The sequence below is a fragment of the Dorea sp. Marseille-P4042 genome (genome assembly GCF_900290215.1).
Classification (GTDB): Bacteria; Bacillota; Clostridia; order Lachnospirales; family Lachnospiraceae; genus Dorea; species Dorea formicigenerans.
In genome coordinates, this window is sequence record NZ_OLMI01000002.1 from 1,116,531 (window position 1) to 1,135,033 (window position 18,503).

An 18,503-nucleotide genomic window follows, 5' to 3' on the forward strand; every position below is an offset into this window, starting at 1 on the left:
TCCACCCTCTACTTATGATAATATTTACCTTTATAATGTTGGGGCAAAAGTCCCCAACATCATTTTATATAATTATATTTTATTTTACAATGACCTTGCGGAAATTTTTCTTTCCTTTTTTCAGAACGATTCCTTCTCCGCCAAAATCTTCTCCGGCAAATGTGTGGGCAATATCTGTGATTTTCTCTCCATCTACAGACACTCCACCTTGCTGTACTGCACGGCGTGCTTCAGATTTGGAAGCTGTCAGACCGCATTTTACAAGCAGTGTCATAATATCAATGTTGCCATCTGTAAGATCAGCCTCTGTAAGTTCTGTCTTAGGCATATCTGCTGCAGCACCTGTACTAAATAATGCCTTTGCAGCCTCCTGTGCTTTTTTAGCCTCTTCTTCACCATGAACAAGACTTGTCAGCTCAAATGCAAGGATTTCTTTCGCTTTGTTAAGCTCTGCTCCTTCCCATTTATCCATTGCGTCAATCTCTTCTAACGGAAGGAATGTCAGCATACGGATACATTTGAGAACGTCAGCATCTCCTACATTTCTCCAATACTGGTAAAACTCAAATGGGGAAGTCTTGTTTGGATCAAGCCATACCGCACCGCTCTGTGTTTTGCCCATCTTCTTTCCTTCGGAGTTCAGAAGCAGTGTAATTGTCATAGCAGAAGCATCTTTTCCAAGTTTACGACGAATCAACTCTGTACCTGCAAGCATATTGCTCCACTGATCATCTCCGCCAAATTCCAGATTACAGCCGTATTTTTGGAACAACTCATAGAAATCATACGCCTGCATGATCATGTAGTTGAACTCGAGGAAGCTAAGTCCTTTTTCCATTCTCTGCTTGTAACACTCTGCTGTCAGCATACGGTTTACAGAAAAATGCGGGCCAATTTCGCGAAGGACTTCTATATAGTTCAGCCCAAGAAGCCAGTCTGCATTATTAACCATAAGTGCTTTCCCCTCTGAGAAATCGATGAAACGGCTCATCTGCTTTTTAAAGCAATCACAGTTATGCTGGATCTGCTCTGGAGTCATCATACTTCTCATATCTGTTCTTCCAGATGGATCTCCGATGTATCCTGTTCCCCCACCGATCAGAGCAATTGGTTTATTGCCTGCTTCCTGCAGACGCTTCATCAGACACAGTGCCATAAAATGTCCTACGTGAAGACTGTCCGCCGTCGGATCAAATCCAATATAAAATGTTGCTTTTCCATTGTTTACTAAATCTCTGATTCTTTCTTCGTCTGTTACCTGAGCGATCAGACCTCTCGCCTGTAACTCTTCATAAATTCCCATGATTTTCTCTCCTTTATCTCATTCATATTTTTATAAGGACGATATGTTGGTTCTTATTCGCGCGAGTGCGCATCCTGCCGGAGGCTTTTTTATATAATAGGAAATGCAATTTCCTATTATATAAAAACGTCCTTGTCCGCTACCGGACAAGGACGACATATATCGTGGTACCACCTTATTTTACTGACAACTTACGCCTGCCAGCCTCGTTAAGCCGCATTCACGGCTTAAGCACGTTAACGGGTGCTTCTCGTCACAGCCTACTCGTCCCTGCCTCAGAATACATTTCTCTTACGTTCTTTTTGATTGTACGTCTCCTCATTCTGCATGGTTCTGGATTTCGGTGTGCAGCTTTGGGATGTATTCGTAGTCTCTTCCTTCGTGCGCCTCTCACCTGCCGGCTGCTCTCTGTACGGGTGTATCCACCACTACTTCTTCCCTTCATAGCCTTTGCATATTGGTTATATTTTCTTTACCCTGCTGTTATGCTAACTGATTTGACATGCTTTGTCAAGCAGATTGTGTAATACATTTATCCAAGATATACATAATCCTGTTCCGGTGCCTCGGCCGGTTCAATGTGCATCAGATACAGTATCGGCTGCTCTGGTGCAAATGGCTCTGTCGGCTCAAAGGAATATCTTACACGAACACGATACCATTTCTGCATCTGGATATTTGTAACTTTTGGAATCTTACACGGATATCCATACAGACGGACATCATCTGCACAGCAGGTCATAATTTTTCTGACAGGAACGAACATATCATTCTTCATTCCTTTCGGACGAAATGCCTGTGCGACAAACTCAATCTCTTTATCCATATACTGGTCTGGATGATCATATGCATCTACATACCAGATTCCAAAGTCTTCATCTTCAATTTTAATTGGATTTTCCTTAATATCAAATGGCAGGTCTTCAGCTGTCGGCTGAATGATCTTGCCGTCCATTCCTTCAAATATCAACTGTGCCATTGGATTCTGTACCTTAAGTGCACGTCTGAATCCGGAACGATCCACACCTTCCGGGCAACGGTTGATAATGATAAGCTCTGACTCGGTAAGCTGCTCCATCAACATATTTCTCATGTTTTTCAGGTACATATCCAGTGTCGTTCCATTAACAGTAGAATAAATTCCCTGAATCTGCCATTTGCGTGGGTACTTAAGCTGTAACAAATCTTCCAGCTTCCACATTCCATTGTATTCAATGACAACCTGCGCCGGATGATAGTTCTTCTCGCAGTTTGTAAAAAATGCTGCATTTAACTGCTCAAATTTATCTATCTTTAAAAGCACCATATCATTTTCTTCCAGATATTCCTTGGAATATTCTTCCTCACCTTCTTCACAAAGAATCAGAAGTGTAAGTCCCGGTTCGATCCATTCCTGCTCCATCAAAGTATCTTTGACAAGCAACGTCTTTCCACTGTCCAGAAATCCGGTACATATATATACTGGTGTTGGTTCCATCATTGTTTTTGCTGCTCCTTTATATCTTTACTATTGTACATGGAATAATTTAGCCAGTTCGTCTTCTTTGAGATCTGTTCCAATTACAACCATACGTCCTGCATAATCAGCATTTCCATCTCTGACCTCATACTCCTGCGGAACAAGATCAAACTGCTTCCAGTTACCGTCTGTCATCTGGATAATTCCTTTGGAACGAAGGATTGTTCCATACGCATCTGTCTCAGACAATGCTTTCAATAAGTAATCCAGCTCTTCCTCTGTGTACTTGTGCGCAGTTTCCTTACCCCAGCTTGTGAACACTTCATCCGCATGGTGATGATGGTGATGATGGTGGTGTCCGCATCCACAACTACACTCCTCATCATGGTCGTGATGATGCTCATGGTGATGGCCGCATGTACACTCCTCGTCATGGTCATGATGATGCTCAAATAATCCTTCGATCTCTGCACCGTGCTCGAGAGCGTGACGGATTGCGTCTCCGCTCAGCTGATCCCACGGTGTGGAAATGATTGTAGCCTTGTCATTCTTCTCTCTTAAAAGATGTACACAAGCCTCTATCTTCTCGTCTGTCATATTCTGAGTTCTGCTGATTACGATTGTCGATGCATGCTCTACCTGGTTCTCGAAAAACTCTCCAAAGTTGTCCAGGTACATTTTCGCCTTCTTTCCATCTACAACTGTAATTCTTCCTTCTATTTCAATGTCTGCATCTTCTTTTACATTTTCAATCGCTGCTGCAACATCAGAAAGTTTGCCGACTCCTGATGGCTCAATAATTACGTGATCTGGGTGATACTCATCCAGTACTTTTTTAAGTGCTACACTAAAATCTCCGACCAGTGTACAGCAGATGCAGCCTGAGTTCATTTCAGTAATCTCGATTCCTGCATCCTGAAGAAATCCACCGTCAATACCAATCTCACCAAATTCATTTTCAATCAGCACAAGCTTCTCGCCTGCGAAAACTTTTTCAATCAGTTCTTTAATAAATGTAGTCTTTCCGGCTCCAAGGAATCCAGATATAATGTCAACTTTTGTCACGTTTATTACCTCTCTTCGATATTAAATACAAAAATATGTTCCGTTTTTTATATTAACACAAAAAATGTTGTGTTTCAAGGCTATGTAAGCCAAAACTAACCTATTTATTTTTTCTATAAGAGTTCATCATTTATAGTTATTTTTCACAATCTTTCGTATGCATTGACTAACCTATTCGTTATTTCTTACAATAATCACATAGGATTAATCGCAATGAATGTTTGGTTCTAACAATCAAAGAGTCAATGTCAAAGAGGAGGAATAATAACATGGCTGATTATGTAAAAATGTGGGAAGACCTTGGAATGGATATCAATAATCACGACAATCTCTGTCAGGTTCTTCCAACAGCAGTTGGGGATGTATTTATGACACAGGAGAACCGACCAAAAGCAATGGATTTCTGGGATATGGTCATTGCTGAGGTACATGGTATCCGCCCGGCTGAATTAATTGAGGAGCAGAAAAAAGGACGCAAAGTATTCGGAACATTTTGCGTATATGTACCAGATGAAGTTGTCATCGCTGCTAATGGTATTGTGACCGGACTCTGTGGTGGTTCCCAGTTCTGGGTTCCGGACGGTGAAAAAGTCCTGCCAAAAAGTATGTGCCCGCTTGTAAAAGCTTCTGTTGGTGCAAGACTTGGACGTACCTGCCCATTCTTCCGTATTGCAGACATGTATGTCGGGGAAACTACATGTGATGGCAAAAAGAAAGCTTATGAGATTCTTGGAAAAGACGTTCCGATGCATATTATGGATGTTCCTCAGATGAAACGCGAAAAAGATATTGTAAAATGGAAAGATGAAATTGCTGATTTTGCAAAAATTGTAGAAGATTTCACTGGTAACAAAGTAACACCGGAGAAACTTGCAGAGGCAATCAAAATCTGTAACGAAAAACGAAAAGCAATGCAGAGAGTTTATGATTGCAGAAAATCAAAATGTCTGCCAATCTCCGGACGTGATGCTCTGCTTATGACTCAGATTTCCTTCTTTGATGATCCGGTACGTTGTGCTCAGATGTGTAACCGCCTGGCTGACGAACTGGAGCAGCGCATCAAAGATGGTGTATCTGTCGTTCCGGAAGGAACAAAACGTATCCTGATCACAGGAACACCTCTTGCAGTTCCAAACTGGAAATTACACAACATCATTGAGACAAGCGGCGCTGCTGTTGTCTGTGAAGAGATGTGTACCGGAACAAGATACTTCGAAAACCTTGTTGATGAATCTGGTGAGACACTGGACGAGCAGTTCATGAATCTGTCCAGACGTTACATGAAGACAAACTGTGCTTGCTTCACACCGAACACCGGACGTATCGATGACATTCTCCGCATGGTAGATGAATACCAGGTAGATGGAGTCATCGACTGCAGCCTCATGTTCTGCTGCCTGTATGATACAGAGAAACGTGCAGTTGCTGAAGCATTAAAAGAAAAGAACATTCCGGTTCTCTCTCTGGAAACAGATTACACCGATACAGATGCTGAACAGCTCCGCACAAGAATCGGTGCATTTGTGGAGATGTTAAGCAAATAATGGAAGATAAAAACGAACATATCCGCTATTACATACTCTTTGATAATCACACCCAGGGGATGATGCTCCACGAGCTTCTGTGCGATCACGATATCCCGAATCGTATCGCACCGGCCCCTCGGGCGACAGATGGCAAAGCCGCCTGTGGAATGGCGCTTCTGATACATCCTGATGATATTGAAGCTGCCAAAACATGCATCGAGGAGAACAACGCAGAATATGTCAGCATCGTTCCATTAGAGAATCAGCTTCATAAAAAGAGAGACCGATATTGTTAATTGCGTAAAAAAACGAGACATTTTTCAATGTCTCGTTTTTAATCTCATAATATGTATTACAGTAATCCACCAATTGATAAGAATAATGGTGCGAATACGAGAGATACTACTGTCATAAGTTTGATCAGGATGTTGATTGACGGTCCTGAAGTATCCTTGAACGGATCTCCTACTGTATCACCAACAACGGCTGCTTTGTGAGCCTCGCTTCCTTTTCCACCGTGATGTCCTGTCTCGATGTACTTCTTAGCGTTATCCCATGCTCCACCTGCGTTGGACATGAAGATTGCCATAAGAACTCCTGTTACAAGAGCTCCTGCAAGAAGTCCGCCAAGAGCCTCAACGCCAAGAACGATACCTACAACCAATGGAGCTGCTACTGCCATAACTCCTGGAAGAAGCATCTCGTGAAGAGCTGCTGTTGTAGAAATTCCTACACATGACTTGTAGTCCGGTTTCTCCTCACCTTTCATGATGCCCGGTTTCTCACGGAACTGACGTCTAACTTCCTCGATCATCTTGTAAGCTGCTTTAGATACTGACTCCATTGTAAATGCAGAGAACAGGAATGTAAGCATACCACCGATAAAGATACCGATGATTACTTTGTAATCAAGGATACTGATGGAATCAAGTTTAACTGCCTGTGCGTATGATACAAACAGTGCAAGTGCTGTAAGAGCTGCAGATCCGATAGCGAATCCTTTACCCATAGCTGCTGTTGTGTTACCAACAGAGTCAAGTTTGTCTGTGATGTCACGAACTGACTCCTCAAGACCAGACATCTCTGCAATACCACCGGCATTGTCAGCAATCGGTCCATAAGCATCAACTGCAACAGTGATACCTGTTGTTGAAAGCATACCTACGGCTGCAAGAGCAATTCCGTAAAGTCCAAATGTCTGATATGAAATAAAGATAGCTACACAGATCAGAAGAAGCGGGATAGCTGTTGATTTCATACCAACTGCAAGTCCACTGATGATTGTTGTAGCTGCACCTGTCTCAGACTGCTCTCCGATTCCCTGAACCGGTTTGTAATCTGCAGATGTGTAGTACTCTGTAATATTACCAATGATAACGCCGACAACCAGACCAGCGATTACTGCGATTGCTGCGTTCATGTTTCCAAATAATGTCCAGCTAAGTGCCAGAGATACGATGATAACTAATGCTGCAGATACATAGCTTCCTCTTGTAAGAGCTTTCTGCGGGTTAGAGTTCTCATCACCTTTTACAAAGAATGTAGCAATGATAGAAGCGATCAGTCCACATCCGGAAATAGCCAGTGGGAATAATACTCCTTCTACAGCTGCCACACCAACACCAAGTGTCAGAGCAGATACTAATGATCCAACATATGACTCGAACAGGTCAGCACCCATTCCTGCTACGTCACCTACGTTATCTCCAACGTTGTCAGCGATAACTGCCGGGTTACGCGGGTCATCCTCTGGAATACCAGCCTCAACTTTACCTACAAGGTCAGCTCCAACGTCAGCTGCCTTTGTATAGATTCCTCCACCTACACGTGCGAAAAGCGCAATAGATGAAGCACCAAGACTGAATCCAAATAATACGTCTGTGTTCTTAGTAAAAATATAAACAAGGCTGACACCAAGCGCACCAAGTCCTGCTACACACATTCCCATAACTGCTCCGCCTGAGAATGCAATTGAAAGAGCTTTGTTCATTCCGTGCTCTTTTGCAGCGTTAGCTGTTCTAACGTTAGCTTTTGTAGCAACTGTCATTCCGCAGTATCCTGCGATTGTTGAGAACAGCGCTCCAACTACGAAACAAATAGCTTCAATCCAGTTTTGAATTCCTACTCCGATCAGTACGAAAAGTACTACAACGAAGATAACAAGAATCTTGTACTCTGCACCTAAGAATGCACGAGCACCTTCAGCGATTGCATCTGCAATCTCTTTCATTCTGTCAGTTCCAGCGTCCATTTTGCTTACTTTATTTGCAAGGTATGCAGCAAATAACAAAGCTACTACAGCCGCAACCGGAACCAGATACATGTAATTGTCCATTGTCCAATCCCTCCATAGAATTATATATCCTAGATAGTTTATCACAGAGTTCTTAATAATTCAAAGAAAAAATACAAATTTCTTATTTTTTTCTTACGTTTTTCTTATATTCTTCTGTTGAAAGCGTTTACAGTGGATAATCTATTGATACAAGCACCAGTCCATTCGGCGGTGCTGTTATTCCCTCGGAAGTATGTTCCTTCGCCTCCAGAATATCTCTGATCTTTTCTGGTTCATAGAATCCACGCCCCACACGGATCAACGTTCCGGCAATGATACGAACCATATTATATAGGAAGCCGTTTCCCGTTACACGAATAACGATTTCTTTTTCATTTTCTAAATTTGAATTTTCCTGTCCCCAATTCGAAGCCCGGAACTTATCCATCGGAATCTCTTTAATTGTTATTTCATGCACCGTACGCACAGTATCTTTCGCATTAGTCCGTACATTGCAGAAGCTTGCAAAATCATGCTCCCCTAAAATGTATTTCGCACCTTGTCTCATCTTTTCCACATCTAAATCGAAAGAAACGAAGGTGCTGTACCGGTTTTTCAGCGGATTTCTCACCTTCGTGTTATAAATGTGATATTCATATGTTTTGGATATCTCGTTCTGATATCTCGGATGCCAATCTATCTGCACTTCGTCAGATCTTACGATCACAATATCTTCCGGCATCTTCTGATTCAGTGCATATGCGAACCGGTCTCCCGGAATCCGGGATTCTGTATCAAAAACGGCTACATTTCCAAGTGCATGTACTCCGGAATCTGTCCGGCTTGCACCTATGATCCGGATATCTTCTCCGGTCAGTTTGCTGATCTGTCTATTTAGGATTTCTTCTATTGTAATACCGTTCGGCTGAATCTGCCAGCCACAGTAATTGGTACCGTCATAGGCAACTACTATCCGAATTCTTCTCACTCTTCAAAACCTCCTGTTAAAAAATCCAGATATGAAACGGTACATATCTTCCAATCACGAATACTGCTGCCACATAAAGAATCACAATTGCATAGGCCACATGGTCACGGCTCACATAACGAAGCGGTTTCATCTTCGTACGTCCTTCTCCTCCGTGGTAGCATCTTGCCTCCATCGCCATGGCAAGGTCATTTGCATGGCGGAACGCAGATACAAAAAGCGGTACAAGGATTGGAATCATAGCTTTTGCTCTTTGAAGCATATTTCCACTTTCAAAATCTGCACCTCTGGCAATCTGTGCCTTCATAATCTTGTCCGTCTCCTCCAGAAGAATCGGGATAAAGCGAAGTGCTATAGACATTGTCATAGCGATCTCGTGAACCGGAATATGAATTTTGTTCAACGGTCCAAGCAGCTTCTCAATAGCATCTGTCAGCTCATTCGGCGTCGTTGTAAATGTCATTAATGATGATCCAATAATCAGATAAATCAATCGGATCGCCATATACACCGCATTTACCAGTCCTTCTTCTGTGATTGTAAAGATCCACCAGTGAACTAATGTGGCACCGCCTCTTGTCAGGAACAACTGAAATAATACCGTCAACATCAAAATCATGATAATCGGCTTCAGACCTTTCACAATATAACCAAACGGTACTTTTGACAAACGTACTACCATCACAAGAAATGCGGTCGCAATGATGTATCCTGGAATACTCCGAAACAGGAATAATGAAATCAAGAATAAAAGTGTGGATACAACCTTCACTCTTGGATCCAGTCTGTGCAATATACTTTTTGCCGGATAATATTGTCCTATTGTAATGTCTCGAATCATTTTTTATATCTCCAATATCTATTTACAAGCCTTTTATCTTTTTTTTGCTATTGTCTTCCTAATGCGTGCATAATCTCATCTGCTGCCTCTTCTACAGTTGTAGCAGTCACACCTACCGGGAATCCTTTCATCTTCAGATCATGCATAATGTATGTCACCTGCGGCGCTGCAAGTCCGACCTTCTCCAGTTCCTGATAATGTTCGAACACATTTTTCGGGGTATCGTTATACATCACTTCACCACTGTTCATCACAATCAACCGATCCGCATATCTGGCGATATCCTCCATACTATGGGAAACCAGAATCACCGTCAGATCCGATTCCTTGTGCAGATATGCAATCTGATCCAGAATCTCGTCGCGCCCCTTCGGATCTAATCCCGCAGTCGGCTCGTCCAGTACAAGCACCTTCGGACGCATTGCCAGTACCCCGGCAATTGCAACTCTTCGCTTCTGCCCTCCTGAGAGTTCAAATGGTGATGATTTATAATATTTTTCTTTTAATCCTACAAGCTTCAATGCCTCCAGCGCCCGTGCCTCACACTCTTGCCGTGACAATCCCTGATTCTTCGGTCCAAAACACACATCCGTCAGCACATCTATTTCAAATAACTGATGCTCCGGATATTGAAACACAAGCCCCACCTGGCTTCTGAGTGCCCGCATATCGTACCCATCCTGGTAAATGTTCTCTCCATTATAATAGATGGCTCCGCTTGTTCCTTTGATCAGTCCATTCAGATGCTGGATCAGCGTAGACTTTCCGGAACCTGTATGTCCGATGATCCCCACAAATTCTCCATGTGGAATCTCCAGGCAAATGTCTTTTAACGCATGTTTTTCGTAGGCTGTGCCTTCACTGTATACATAATTCAAATGTTCTATTTTAATTGACATAATGCCTCCACCAGTTCTTCCTTCGTCAAAATTCCATCCGGAATGTCAAGTCCTCGTTTCTTAAGCTCGTCCGCAAGAATCGTCACCTGCGGAACATCTAATCTGTAGTGCTTCAATGTATCGACCTGAGAGAAGATTTCTTTCGGTGTTCCTTCCATCACTACATGCCCGTGATCCATAACGTAAATCTTGTCTGCATCGACCACTTCTTCCATATAATGTGTGATCAGTATAACCGTAACTTTCTTCTGCTCTCTTAACTTCTGCACTGTTTTTAAAACTTCTTTTCTCCCCATCGGGTCCAGCATAGCTGTCGGCTCATCAAGAACGATGCATTTCGGCTCCATAGCGATGACCCCGGCAATTGCTACACGCTGCTTCTGTCCACCGGAAAGCTTATTTGGTGAATGATGCCGGTAAGAAATCATTCCAACAGATTTCAAACTGTCTTCTACACGTTTCCAGATTTCGTCGGTTGGTACGCCCAGATTCTCCGGGCCAAATCCAACATCTTCCTCCACGACCGTTCCGATAATCTGATTGTCTGGATTCTGAAAAACCATACCCGCACTCTGTCTTACATTCCACAGCTCGTTCGGATCTTTTGTGTCACGGCCATCTACCCACATCGTTCCATCCGTTGGCACAAGAAGCGCATTTATATGTTTTGCAAATGTGGACTTTCCCGAACCGTTATGACCAAGAATTGCAATAAACTGCCCTTCTTTCACATCGATATCCACCTCATCGATTGCCCGGGACTTGCCGATAATATTGCCATCTTCATCCCGTTTGTCATATTCAAATACCAGCTTGTCTGTCTGTATCATATCCATGGGCTTTTTGTGCCTCCTCTAATTTAACTGTTTACTTTTATCTTAAACTCTCTCCGGAGCCGGGTATTCTACTCCCATTGTGTCTACCGTAACTTTTTTCATCTTCTGCTCTTCCAGTGGTCTGTCACTGTAATCGGTTGCTGTCTCAGCAATTTTATTTACAATATCCATTCCTTCTGTAATCTTACCAAATGCAGCGTAAGCTCCGTCCAGATGCGGGGAATTCTTGTGCATAATGAAGAACTGGGAACCTGCTGAATCCGGATGCATTGCTCTTGCCATAGAAAGAACACCCTCTGTATGTCTTAAATCATTTGCAAAACCATTCTGTGAGAACTCGCCTTTGATCGTGTATCCCGGACCGCCCATGCCTGTTCCATCCGGGCATCCGCCCTGGATCATGAATCCACGAATCACTCTGTGGAAGATGAGTCCGTCATAGAATCCGTTCTGAACCAGTGAAATAAAGTTGTTCACTGTGTTCGGAGCAATTTCCGGATATAATTCTGCTTTCATAATGTCACCGTTTTCCATTTCAAATGTTACGATTGGATTTGCCATGTTGTATACCTCTTTCTTCTATATTTTTATTTTAATTTTTCTCAGATTGTTGGAAATTACCCGAAAAGCGAATCGAAATTTGCAGTCATTCTGTTCCCGGTAATTTTCGAAAATCCTGAGTAATATTGTAGCGTAGGTTAGGTGTATCGTCAATATTTCCTGATACTGATATATATATTCTATATCTGAAATCTGAATGGTCAAACACGTTGCCTAATTAATTGTAGTGTGGTGTAAGGCGTATGAGGCCTCCTTTTTCTTCGCAGCCGGTGTTCCAGAAGTCTTCGAGTTCGAAGGTGTCGCTTTCCCCATAAGTTGCTGTTTTGATGTACATTTTTCCATCTTTTTCTTCGTATCCGGTGAGCAGGAACCAATGCCAGATATAGTCTTTGTAGGCTTCGTTCTGATGGCGCAAAAGCAGGTACGGTACAGGAATGTCCTGATCTAGTTGTTCTTTAATAAATATAGCTGCTTCCTGCCATGTATGATCACCACAGAATTCTTCCATCCCGATGTAAATATCCGTGTGTTTCGCTTCATTCACATCTTGAATATATCGTTCAAGACCTTCCACGAACCAGCTAAGCTTCCGTACACCGCCAGCACGTGGTTTGAGGTAAGGTTTCATGATCTGGCTGAATGCCTTATAATCTTCTTTTGTAAGGCATTCTATATTGAATGGATAAAGCGGCTTCATCTTTTCATTCTGAAGTCCGAAATAAATGCAACTGTCGCATGCGGTCGCTGCAGCACAGCCACCCATATGCATAATCAGATTCGTGAACCAGTCCTGATTGCCTCCGTAGCACCCTTCTATTGTAAAATAATCCAGTTCTTTTTTCATATTCAGTCACTTCCTAACCAAATTTCTATATATTTTCACTTAATTTCAAAAATGCAAATGCAAAAATTATTTCTTGTATATTATATCCAACTCTGTCACTTCCTACAAGAGCGAGTCCCACAATGTCATCCCTGTCAAAACGCGCAAGAGCGATTCCTTTAACTTCGGATTGACTTCATTTTTCCAGAATGCTATTATTTTCCTAAGATGCCTGGAAAATGATTACCAAACGAATCTTAGCAATACGGCTAAACTACACATTTTCCACCCGGAAATGAACGAACATGGGCAAGGCAAATAATAAGAAAGAAGGAATCACTATGAAATTAGGTTTTATCGGCACTGGAAATATGGCGTCTGCTATTATGGGCGGTATTATAAAGAATCAGATCATCCCTGCAAATGATATTATCGGAGCAGATGTCATGGAAGCTGGACGCGAGCGTGTAAAAGAGCAGTTCAAAATTCAGGTAACTGCTGACAACCATGAAGTCATCAATAGTTCTGATATTGTCATTTTATCTGTAAAGCCGCAGTTCTATGCAGAGATAATTGCCGAAATCAAAAATGATGTTCGTGAAGATCAGATCATTATCACAATCGCACCAGGCAAAACTTTGGCGTGGTTAAAGGAACAGTTTGGTAAAAATGTAAAAATTGTCCGTACAATGCCAAATACTCCGGCGCTTGTGGGAGCAGGTATGACTGCCGCATGCCCGAATGAATATATGACAAAAGAAGAGATTGCTTATGTCCTCACACTTCTGGAGAGTTTCGGACGCGTTGAGATCATTCCAGAGCGCCTGATGGACACCGTCGTTTCTGTTAGCGGAAGCTCCCCGGCTTATGTATTTATGTTTATCGAAGCTATGGCTGATGCAGCCGTTTCCGGTGGTATGCCAAGAGCTCAGGCTTACCAGTTCGCTGCCCAGGCAGTTCTTGGAAGCGCGAAAATGGTTCTGGAAACCGGAAAGCATCCAGGTGAGTTAAAAGATATGGTATGTTCCCCGGCAGGAACAACTATTGAAGCTGTCCGTGTCCTGGAAGAAAAAGGCTTCCGCAGCTCCGTAATCGAAGCCATGAAAACTTGCGAAGAACTTTCCAGGAGCATGTAAAAAATTTCTTATAAATTTTTAGGCGAAAAATTACGGTTAAAAATTTTCTTATAAAAAATTTTTTATTTTGTAAAAATGTCTTGATATTATCATAATTTTGCAATATAATTTAATCAAATTTTTATTGTATTATTAATTTTACCCAACCCAAATTTTAAGTGCGAACAGCACTTAATCAAACGTTGTGGTCGCCCGGTTCCTCAATTAACTTGGCAACAACAAAAAGGAGACGCTTCAGATTCTATTATAAATCTGAAGCGTCTCCTTTTTACACAGCTATATCAGATGTGAGATGACTCATCTATCCCAAAATTCTTATCTACCAGATAACTGTACTCGCGAAATGCTTCTTCCTGCTCAAATCCTTCGCGCAGAGATTCCCGCAATCCTTTGTAATACCAGCCAATCGTGTTCTTTTCTTTCATTCGGAAACGATTCCACAACTCTTCTCCCATGACCGGATAATCCCTGTCGATATCACGGATATTAGAAAGCTTGTCTGCCAGACCAATCATACGCACCTCATACGGTGCATATTTTAAATGCTCAATCGTATGACTCTTGCGCTCAAACCATGTTTTTGACTTGTCTTCGCTCTCCTGATCCACCAGCGCTGCCACACGCTCAGAAAACTCCTGCGCCAGTACTTCCCGTGTAATTCCCTGGCAATCCTCGATTGTATCATGCAAAAGCGCTGCACTAATAATCTCCTCATCAAAAGTCAGTGTTGCGACAATCTCACCCACCTCCAATGGATGAACAATATACGGTCTTTTCGTCCCTTTTCGGAACTGCCCCTCATGTGCCTTTGTAGCAAATGCAATCGCACGAGCGACCATCTGCCCTTTCTTTTCTAATTCGTTCAAAATTTTATCCCCATATTCGCTGCCAGTCAACTGTCTTATTGATAAGTTCTATATTACAAGCGTGCTTATCAACTATTATTTAAATAATAGCATCTCGTTCTTCAAATATCAATAATTCCAGTATATAATAAATATAAATATGTATTTATAAGATGATGTTGTGGATTTTTGCCTCAACTGTAATGCATAAAAACATTTTCCTGGAGGTCATTATGTCTGAATATACACAAAAATATGCATTTGTTACCGGCTCTTCCCGTGGCATCGGACGTGCGATTGCCCTTCGACTCGCGGCTGAGGGCTATCATATCTTCCTGAACTGTTCCCGCTCTTTTGACGCACTGGAAGAAACCAGACAAGAAATTGAAAAGATTGGCACATGTACACTGGTGCCAGGTGACATTGGAAATCCTGATACTGTGCGGAAAATCTTCCATACGATTGCCAAGACCTGTGACCATCTGGATGTACTGGTAAACAATGCCGGGATTTCCCACATCGGGCTTCTCATGGATATGACTGATGAAGACTGGGACAAGGTGCTTTCCAGTAATCTCTCCTCCGTCTTCTACTGCTGCCGCGCTGCCATTCCTCCTATGCTGTCACACGGAAGCGGAAGGATCATCAACATTTCCTCCATGTGGGGCGTAAACGGTGCATCCTGTGAAGCGGCTTACTCTGCTTCCAAAGCCGGTGTCGGCGGGCTCACCCAGGCACTTGCCAAAGAACTGGCAAGAAGTAAAATTCCAGTCAATGCTCTTGCATGTGGTGTCATCGATACCGAAATGAATAAACAATTAGACGAAGCAGAGCGGGCAGAACTTGCGGAAGATATCCCTGCCGGACGCTTCGCCACCCCTGAAGAAGTTGCTGAAATGGTGTGGAAACTAATCTGCGCGCCAGAATATCTCACCGGACAGATCGTCACATTTGACGGGGGATACTTATAAAGAAAAAAGATGCACGACTGCAGAATTTTTTTCTGCGATCATGCATCTTTTTATTGATAAATTCTTATTTATGGTCTCTGACCCATTCCACCTTCCAGTGTCAGTGTCTCACCACTCATATATTTGAAGTCAGGAGATGCAAGCTGTACACACACTCTTCCGATCTCTTTCTCTGCGTCTGCATAGTGACCTGCCGGCGGCATCTTTACATTTGCCTTAAATGCGTCCGGATAAGCCTGCTCGAATTTTTCAAGCTGTGCAGTCCATGCAAGCGGGCATACAATGTTGACATTGATTCCGTCCGGTCCCCACTCAGTTGCTGCAACTCTTGTCAGTCCACGGATTCCTTCTTTTGCCGCTGCATATGCACACTGACCATAATTACCGAAAAGTCCCGCACCGGAAGCAAAGTTGATAACGCTTCCTTTTGTCTCTTTCAAGTATGGGTAGCATGCCTGCATATAATAAAATACTGCATACAATCCTGAATACATTGCCAGATCGAACTGTTCCTGCGTATGATCTGCCAGTGTAACTCCGGATGCAGAAGCCTGTGCATTGTTGATCAGCACATCGATTCGCCCAAATGTATCGATTGCCTGTTTCACAACATTGTCAACAACTGCTTTATTGTCTGCGCCTGCAGATACGTCTGCCTGTACCGGAAGTACTTTTATTCCGTACAGTCTCTCTAATTCTTCTTTTGCATCTGTCAGTTTCTGCACATTACGTCCTGTAATAACAAGATTTGCCCCCTCTTTTGCATATGCAGTTGCAATTCCATATCCGATAGATCCACATCTGCCATCACTTAATACCGCGCGTCCCGCTCCTGTGATGATCGCTGTCTTGCCTGTTAAAAATCCCATATTTCATTCTCCTTTCAGTAAGCCTTTTCTTGTATAACGTACCATATCACATTTTTACACTCAATTCAATATTACTTTACTATTTTTCGCAATTTTCTATAAATAATACGATTGATAGTTAAAAAACAAACTTTTTTCATCAATTTGAGTTAATATTATATCAAATATAGATAATTTAACATTTCCTGCTATGTAACTAAAAAAAGGTCCACCGGACCTTTTTGTCGTATGCTTGGCAACGAAAAAGGCGCCATACAGCCAATGTCATGAAGTTAACATTAGCCCTATAGCGACCTTATCCTTACATTTCTTATTATTTACACTTCTATTCTTACATATCTTTTTCTTCGTATTTTTTATATTCATCAAACTGCGCAAGAATTGTCTCGTCCGGTGCTTTTGTAACCATACTGACGATTACGATAAAGCACAGGCTGATAACAAATCCGACTAACAAAGAATAAATTCCTGTTGCATTTCCAATCGTCTGTCCATTTACAATTGGAAGATAATCCCAGATCAGCACAGTCGCTGCTCCGGACACCAGTCCTGCCACAGCTCCCGGAAGATTCGTTCTGCGCCAGAAGAGGCTCATAACGACAAGCGGACCAAATGCTGCACCAAGTCCTGCCCATGCATCAGATACCAGGTCCATGATAGAACTGTTCGGATCCCATGCAATGAAAAATGCTACTACAGCTACGCCAAATGTTGTCAGACGTGCTACGTTTAATACCTTCTTATCAGAAGCTTCCGGATTCAGAATGTTCTGGTAAATGTCTTTAGATACGGAAGAAGAACATACCAGAAGCTGTGAATCTGCAGTTGACATTACAGCTGCCAGAATTCCACAGATAAATAATCCTGCAATAAATGGAATCGGAGTCTTTTCGATGAAAATCTTCTGGATCATCTCAATAAATACTGACTCTGCTGACGGCGCTCCCTCTGTTACTCCGAGAATCTCCGGATAGAGAAAAGCACGTCCGAGCAGTCCGATCGCAATCGTAAATCCAAGGGAAAGTACAACCCACACAATTGCAATTGCTGAAGATTTCTTCAGTTCTTTCTCACTGCGGATTGCCATAAAACGAATCAGGATATGTGGCATACCACAATATCCAAGTCCCCATGCCATATTAGAAATAATCTCTACCGCTGTGATCGGACGATCTCCATTATATGTAAAACTTAAGTAATTGTCCGGATTCACTCCTGTATTTGCAAGCATGTTATGAAAATCACCACCTACAAATCCCCATGCCAGCACCGGTACTGCAAGAATTGCAATCAACATCAGTAATCCCTGGAAGAAATCTGTAGAACACACTGCAAGAAATCCTCCCATAAATGTGTAGATCAGAATAACTGCTGCACCCAGAAATAAAGCTATATGATAATCCAATCCAAATACAGTGTTAAAAAGCTTACCTCCGCTTGCCAGCGCGGAAGCTGTATATACCAGAAAGAAAATGACGATAATAACTGAAGAAATACCAAGTAAAATCTTCTTTTCATCGTGATAACGGTTTCCGAAAAATTCCGGAAGCGTCATAGAATTTCCCGCTACAATTGTATATGCACGAAGTGGTCTTGCGATAATAAGCCAGTTAGCAATCGTTCCAAGTCCAAGTCCTACGGCGATCCATGCCTGCCCGGTTCCAAGTGCATATACAGAGCCCGGAAGTCCCATCAGCAACCAGCCGCTCATGTCAGATGCCTGTGCAGACATTGCAGCTACCGGAGCGGAAAGTCCTCGTCCTCCGAGGAAAAAATCGTCTGCCCCCTTCGTCTGTCTCATGCTCCAGATCCCAATTCCGATCATTCCCAAAAGATAGACGCCAAATGCAATTAATATAGATACTGTTGTTGTCATGTTCTCTCTCCTTTTCTATAATCAAAGAACGCTCTCACTTCCGAGAGCATTGTATTAATTATACTAAAAAATGAATATTTGTCAATATATGCTTTCTTGCCCGTTAACGTCACCTGGTAACGACCTGGTAACATTATTCATCTGTTTTATCCGTTATACATGAAACATCAGGTCTTATTGTTTTGTCTATTTTGCATAATCTTTTTCTCTGTTTTTTATATTTTTTGGTT

General features: G+C 42.4%; 17 protein-coding genes. 4 read left to right on the top strand and 13 right to left on the bottom strand.

Translation table 11 applies throughout. The annotated features are described in order from the left end of the window. Window positions 1-79: 79 nt before the first annotated feature. The 3 genes from tyrS to C7E02_RS11070 all read right to left on the bottom strand — a co-directional run bounded on the left by tyrS (window position 80) and on the right by C7E02_RS11070 (window position 3,827). Window positions 80-1,303, bottom strand: a complete 1,224-nt coding sequence (tyrS, locus tag C7E02_RS11060; RefSeq protein WP_105309559.1) for a tyrosine--tRNA ligase — start codon at window positions 1,301-1,303, stop codon at window positions 80-82. Between the two features lie 532 nt (window positions 1,304-1,835). After that, a complete protein-coding gene (locus C7E02_RS11065) occupies window positions 1,836-2,783 on the bottom strand; it encodes a TIGR03943 family putative permease subunit (protein WP_105309560.1) in 948 nt (315 codons plus the stop codon). A gap of 27 nt (window positions 2,784-2,810) precedes the next feature. Further along, window positions 2,811-3,827 (bottom strand): CobW family GTP-binding protein, encoded by a 1,017-nt coding sequence (locus C7E02_RS11070; RefSeq protein WP_105309561.1) that lies wholly within the window; start codon window positions 3,825-3,827, stop codon window positions 2,811-2,813. Between the two features lie 269 nt (window positions 3,828-4,096). On the opposite strand from C7E02_RS11070, the gene C7E02_RS11075 reads away from it, so the two are divergent. After that, window positions 4,097-5,371, top strand: coding sequence for a double-cubane-cluster-containing anaerobic reductase (locus C7E02_RS11075; RefSeq protein ID WP_105309562.1), 1,275 nt, complete (start codon window positions 4,097-4,099; stop codon window positions 5,369-5,371). Next, window positions 5,371-5,649, top strand: coding sequence for a DUF3343 domain-containing protein (locus C7E02_RS11080; protein ID WP_105309563.1), 279 nt, complete (start codon window positions 5,371-5,373; stop codon window positions 5,647-5,649). Before C7E02_RS11075 ends, C7E02_RS11080 begins: the two co-directional genes overlap by 1 nt. 56 nt (window positions 5,650-5,705) lie before the next feature. Here the strand turns inward: C7E02_RS11080 and C7E02_RS11085 are convergent, their stop codons facing one another. The 7 genes from C7E02_RS11085 to C7E02_RS11115 all read right to left on the bottom strand — a co-directional run bounded on the left by C7E02_RS11085 (window position 5,706) and on the right by C7E02_RS11115 (window position 12,597). Continuing rightward, window positions 5,706-7,688 carry a sodium-translocating pyrophosphatase gene (locus C7E02_RS11085; protein ID WP_022279236.1) on the bottom strand — a complete coding sequence of 661 codons (1,983 nt, stop codon included), beginning with the start codon at window positions 7,686-7,688 and terminating at the stop codon, window positions 5,706-5,708. A 127-nt stretch (window positions 7,689-7,815) separates the two neighbouring features. Continuing rightward, the gene (truA, locus tag C7E02_RS11090) at window positions 7,816-8,616 is read right to left on the bottom strand and encodes a tRNA pseudouridine(38-40) synthase TruA (RefSeq protein WP_105309564.1); all 801 of its coding nucleotides are present in this window, start codon (window positions 8,614-8,616) and stop codon (window positions 7,816-7,818) included. Window positions 8,617-8,632: 16 nt separating this feature from the next. Then, window positions 8,633-9,457: an energy-coupling factor transporter transmembrane component T family protein gene (locus C7E02_RS11095; protein ID WP_005341141.1), complete on the bottom strand. Its 825-nt coding sequence runs from the start codon at window positions 9,455-9,457 to the stop codon at window positions 8,633-8,635. Window positions 9,458-9,504: 47 nt separating this feature from the next. Continuing rightward, the gene (locus tag C7E02_RS11100) at window positions 9,505-10,356 is read right to left on the bottom strand and encodes an energy-coupling factor transporter ATPase (RefSeq protein ID WP_105309565.1); all 852 of its coding nucleotides are present in this window, start codon (window positions 10,354-10,356) and stop codon (window positions 9,505-9,507) included. Further along, window positions 10,341-11,192: an energy-coupling factor transporter ATPase gene (locus C7E02_RS11105; RefSeq protein ID WP_005335990.1), complete on the bottom strand. Its 852-nt coding sequence runs from the start codon at window positions 11,190-11,192 to the stop codon at window positions 10,341-10,343. Before C7E02_RS11105 ends, C7E02_RS11100 begins: the two co-directional genes overlap by 16 nt. 42 nt (window positions 11,193-11,234) lie before the next feature. Next, window positions 11,235-11,753: a peptidylprolyl isomerase gene (locus tag C7E02_RS11110; protein WP_005335991.1), complete on the bottom strand. Its 519-nt coding sequence runs from the start codon at window positions 11,751-11,753 to the stop codon at window positions 11,235-11,237. A 217-nt stretch (window positions 11,754-11,970) separates the two neighbouring features. Beyond that, window positions 11,971-12,597 (bottom strand): hypothetical protein, encoded by a 627-nt coding sequence (locus tag C7E02_RS11115; protein ID WP_029730879.1) that lies wholly within the window; start codon window positions 12,595-12,597, stop codon window positions 11,971-11,973. 320 nt (window positions 12,598-12,917) lie between these two features. Here C7E02_RS11115 and proC point away from each other — a divergent pair, with 320 nt between their 5' ends. Continuing rightward, window positions 12,918-13,712: a pyrroline-5-carboxylate reductase gene (proC, locus tag C7E02_RS11120; protein WP_105309842.1), complete on the top strand. Its 795-nt coding sequence runs from the start codon at window positions 12,918-12,920 to the stop codon at window positions 13,710-13,712. Window positions 13,713-13,993: 281 nt separating this feature from the next. Here proC and C7E02_RS11125 read toward each other — a convergent pair whose 3' ends face one another. Beyond that, entirely contained in the window at window positions 13,994-14,551 is a 558-nt protein-coding gene (locus C7E02_RS11125) for an HD domain-containing protein (protein WP_029730877.1), read from the bottom strand. A gap of 239 nt (window positions 14,552-14,790) precedes the next feature. Here C7E02_RS11125 and C7E02_RS11130 point away from each other — a divergent pair, with 239 nt between their 5' ends. Further along, the gene (locus tag C7E02_RS11130; RefSeq protein ID WP_105309566.1) at window positions 14,791-15,528 is read left to right on the top strand and encodes an SDR family NAD(P)-dependent oxidoreductase; all 738 of its coding nucleotides are present in this window, start codon (window positions 14,791-14,793) and stop codon (window positions 15,526-15,528) included. A 68-nt stretch (window positions 15,529-15,596) separates the two neighbouring features. Here C7E02_RS11130 and C7E02_RS11135 read toward each other — a convergent pair whose 3' ends face one another. Together C7E02_RS11135 and putP are read right to left on the bottom strand one after the other, a co-directional pair. After that, complete coding sequence (locus C7E02_RS11135) at window positions 15,597-16,397, bottom strand: SDR family NAD(P)-dependent oxidoreductase (protein WP_005341128.1); 801 nt, start codon at window positions 16,395-16,397, stop codon at window positions 15,597-15,599. Window positions 16,398-16,728: 331 nt separating this feature from the next. Continuing rightward, window positions 16,729-18,273: a sodium/proline symporter PutP gene (gene putP, locus C7E02_RS11140; protein ID WP_105309567.1), complete on the bottom strand. Its 1,545-nt coding sequence runs from the start codon at window positions 18,271-18,273 to the stop codon at window positions 16,729-16,731. Window positions 18,274-18,503: the final 230 nt, after the last annotated feature.

Bases quoted from the DNA above. Each gene is read 5' to 3' on its own strand.
- C7E02_RS11095 (WP_005341141.1), bottom strand. From the start codon at position 9,457: ATGATTCGAGACATTACAATAGGACAATATTATCCGGCAAAAAGTATA.
- C7E02_RS11075 (WP_105309562.1), top strand. From the start codon at position 4,097: ATGGCTGATTATGTAAAAATGTGGGAAGACCTTGGAATGGATATCAAT.
- proC (WP_105309842.1), top strand. From the start codon at position 12,918: ATGAAATTAGGTTTTATCGGCACTGGAAATATGGCGTCTGCTATTATG.
- C7E02_RS11130 (WP_105309566.1), top strand. From the start codon at position 14,791: ATGTCTGAATATACACAAAAATATGCATTTGTTACCGGCTCTTCCCGT.
- putP (WP_105309567.1), bottom strand. From the start codon at position 18,273: ATGACAACAACAGTATCTATATTAATTGCATTTGGCGTCTATCTTTTG.
- C7E02_RS11105 (WP_005335990.1), bottom strand. From the start codon at position 11,192: ATGGATATGATACAGACAGACAAGCTGGTATTTGAATATGACAAACGG.
- tyrS (WP_105309559.1), bottom strand. From the start codon at position 1,303: ATGGGAATTTATGAAGAGTTACAGGCGAGAGGTCTGATCGCTCAGGTA.
- C7E02_RS11135 (WP_005341128.1), bottom strand. From the start codon at position 16,397: ATGGGATTTTTAACAGGCAAGACAGCGATCATCACAGGAGCGGGACGC.
- C7E02_RS11085 (WP_022279236.1), bottom strand. From the start codon at position 7,688: ATGGACAATTACATGTATCTGGTTCCGGTTGCGGCTGTAGTAGCTTTG.
- C7E02_RS11080 (WP_105309563.1), top strand. From the start codon at position 5,371: ATGGAAGATAAAAACGAACATATCCGCTATTACATACTCTTTGATAAT.
- C7E02_RS11100 (WP_105309565.1), bottom strand. From the start codon at position 10,356: ATGTCAATTAAAATAGAACATTTGAATTATGTATACAGTGAAGGCACA.
- C7E02_RS11125 (WP_029730877.1), bottom strand. From the start codon at position 14,551: ATGGTCGCTCGTGCGATTGCATTTGCTACAAAGGCACATGAGGGGCAG.
- C7E02_RS11065 (WP_105309560.1), bottom strand. From the start codon at position 2,783: ATGATGGAACCAACACCAGTATATATATGTACCGGATTTCTGGACAGT.
- C7E02_RS11110 (WP_005335991.1), bottom strand. From the start codon at position 11,753: ATGGCAAATCCAATCGTAACATTTGAAATGGAAAACGGTGACATTATG.
- C7E02_RS11115 (WP_029730879.1), bottom strand. From the start codon at position 12,597: ATGAAAAAAGAACTGGATTATTTTACAATAGAAGGGTGCTACGGAGGC.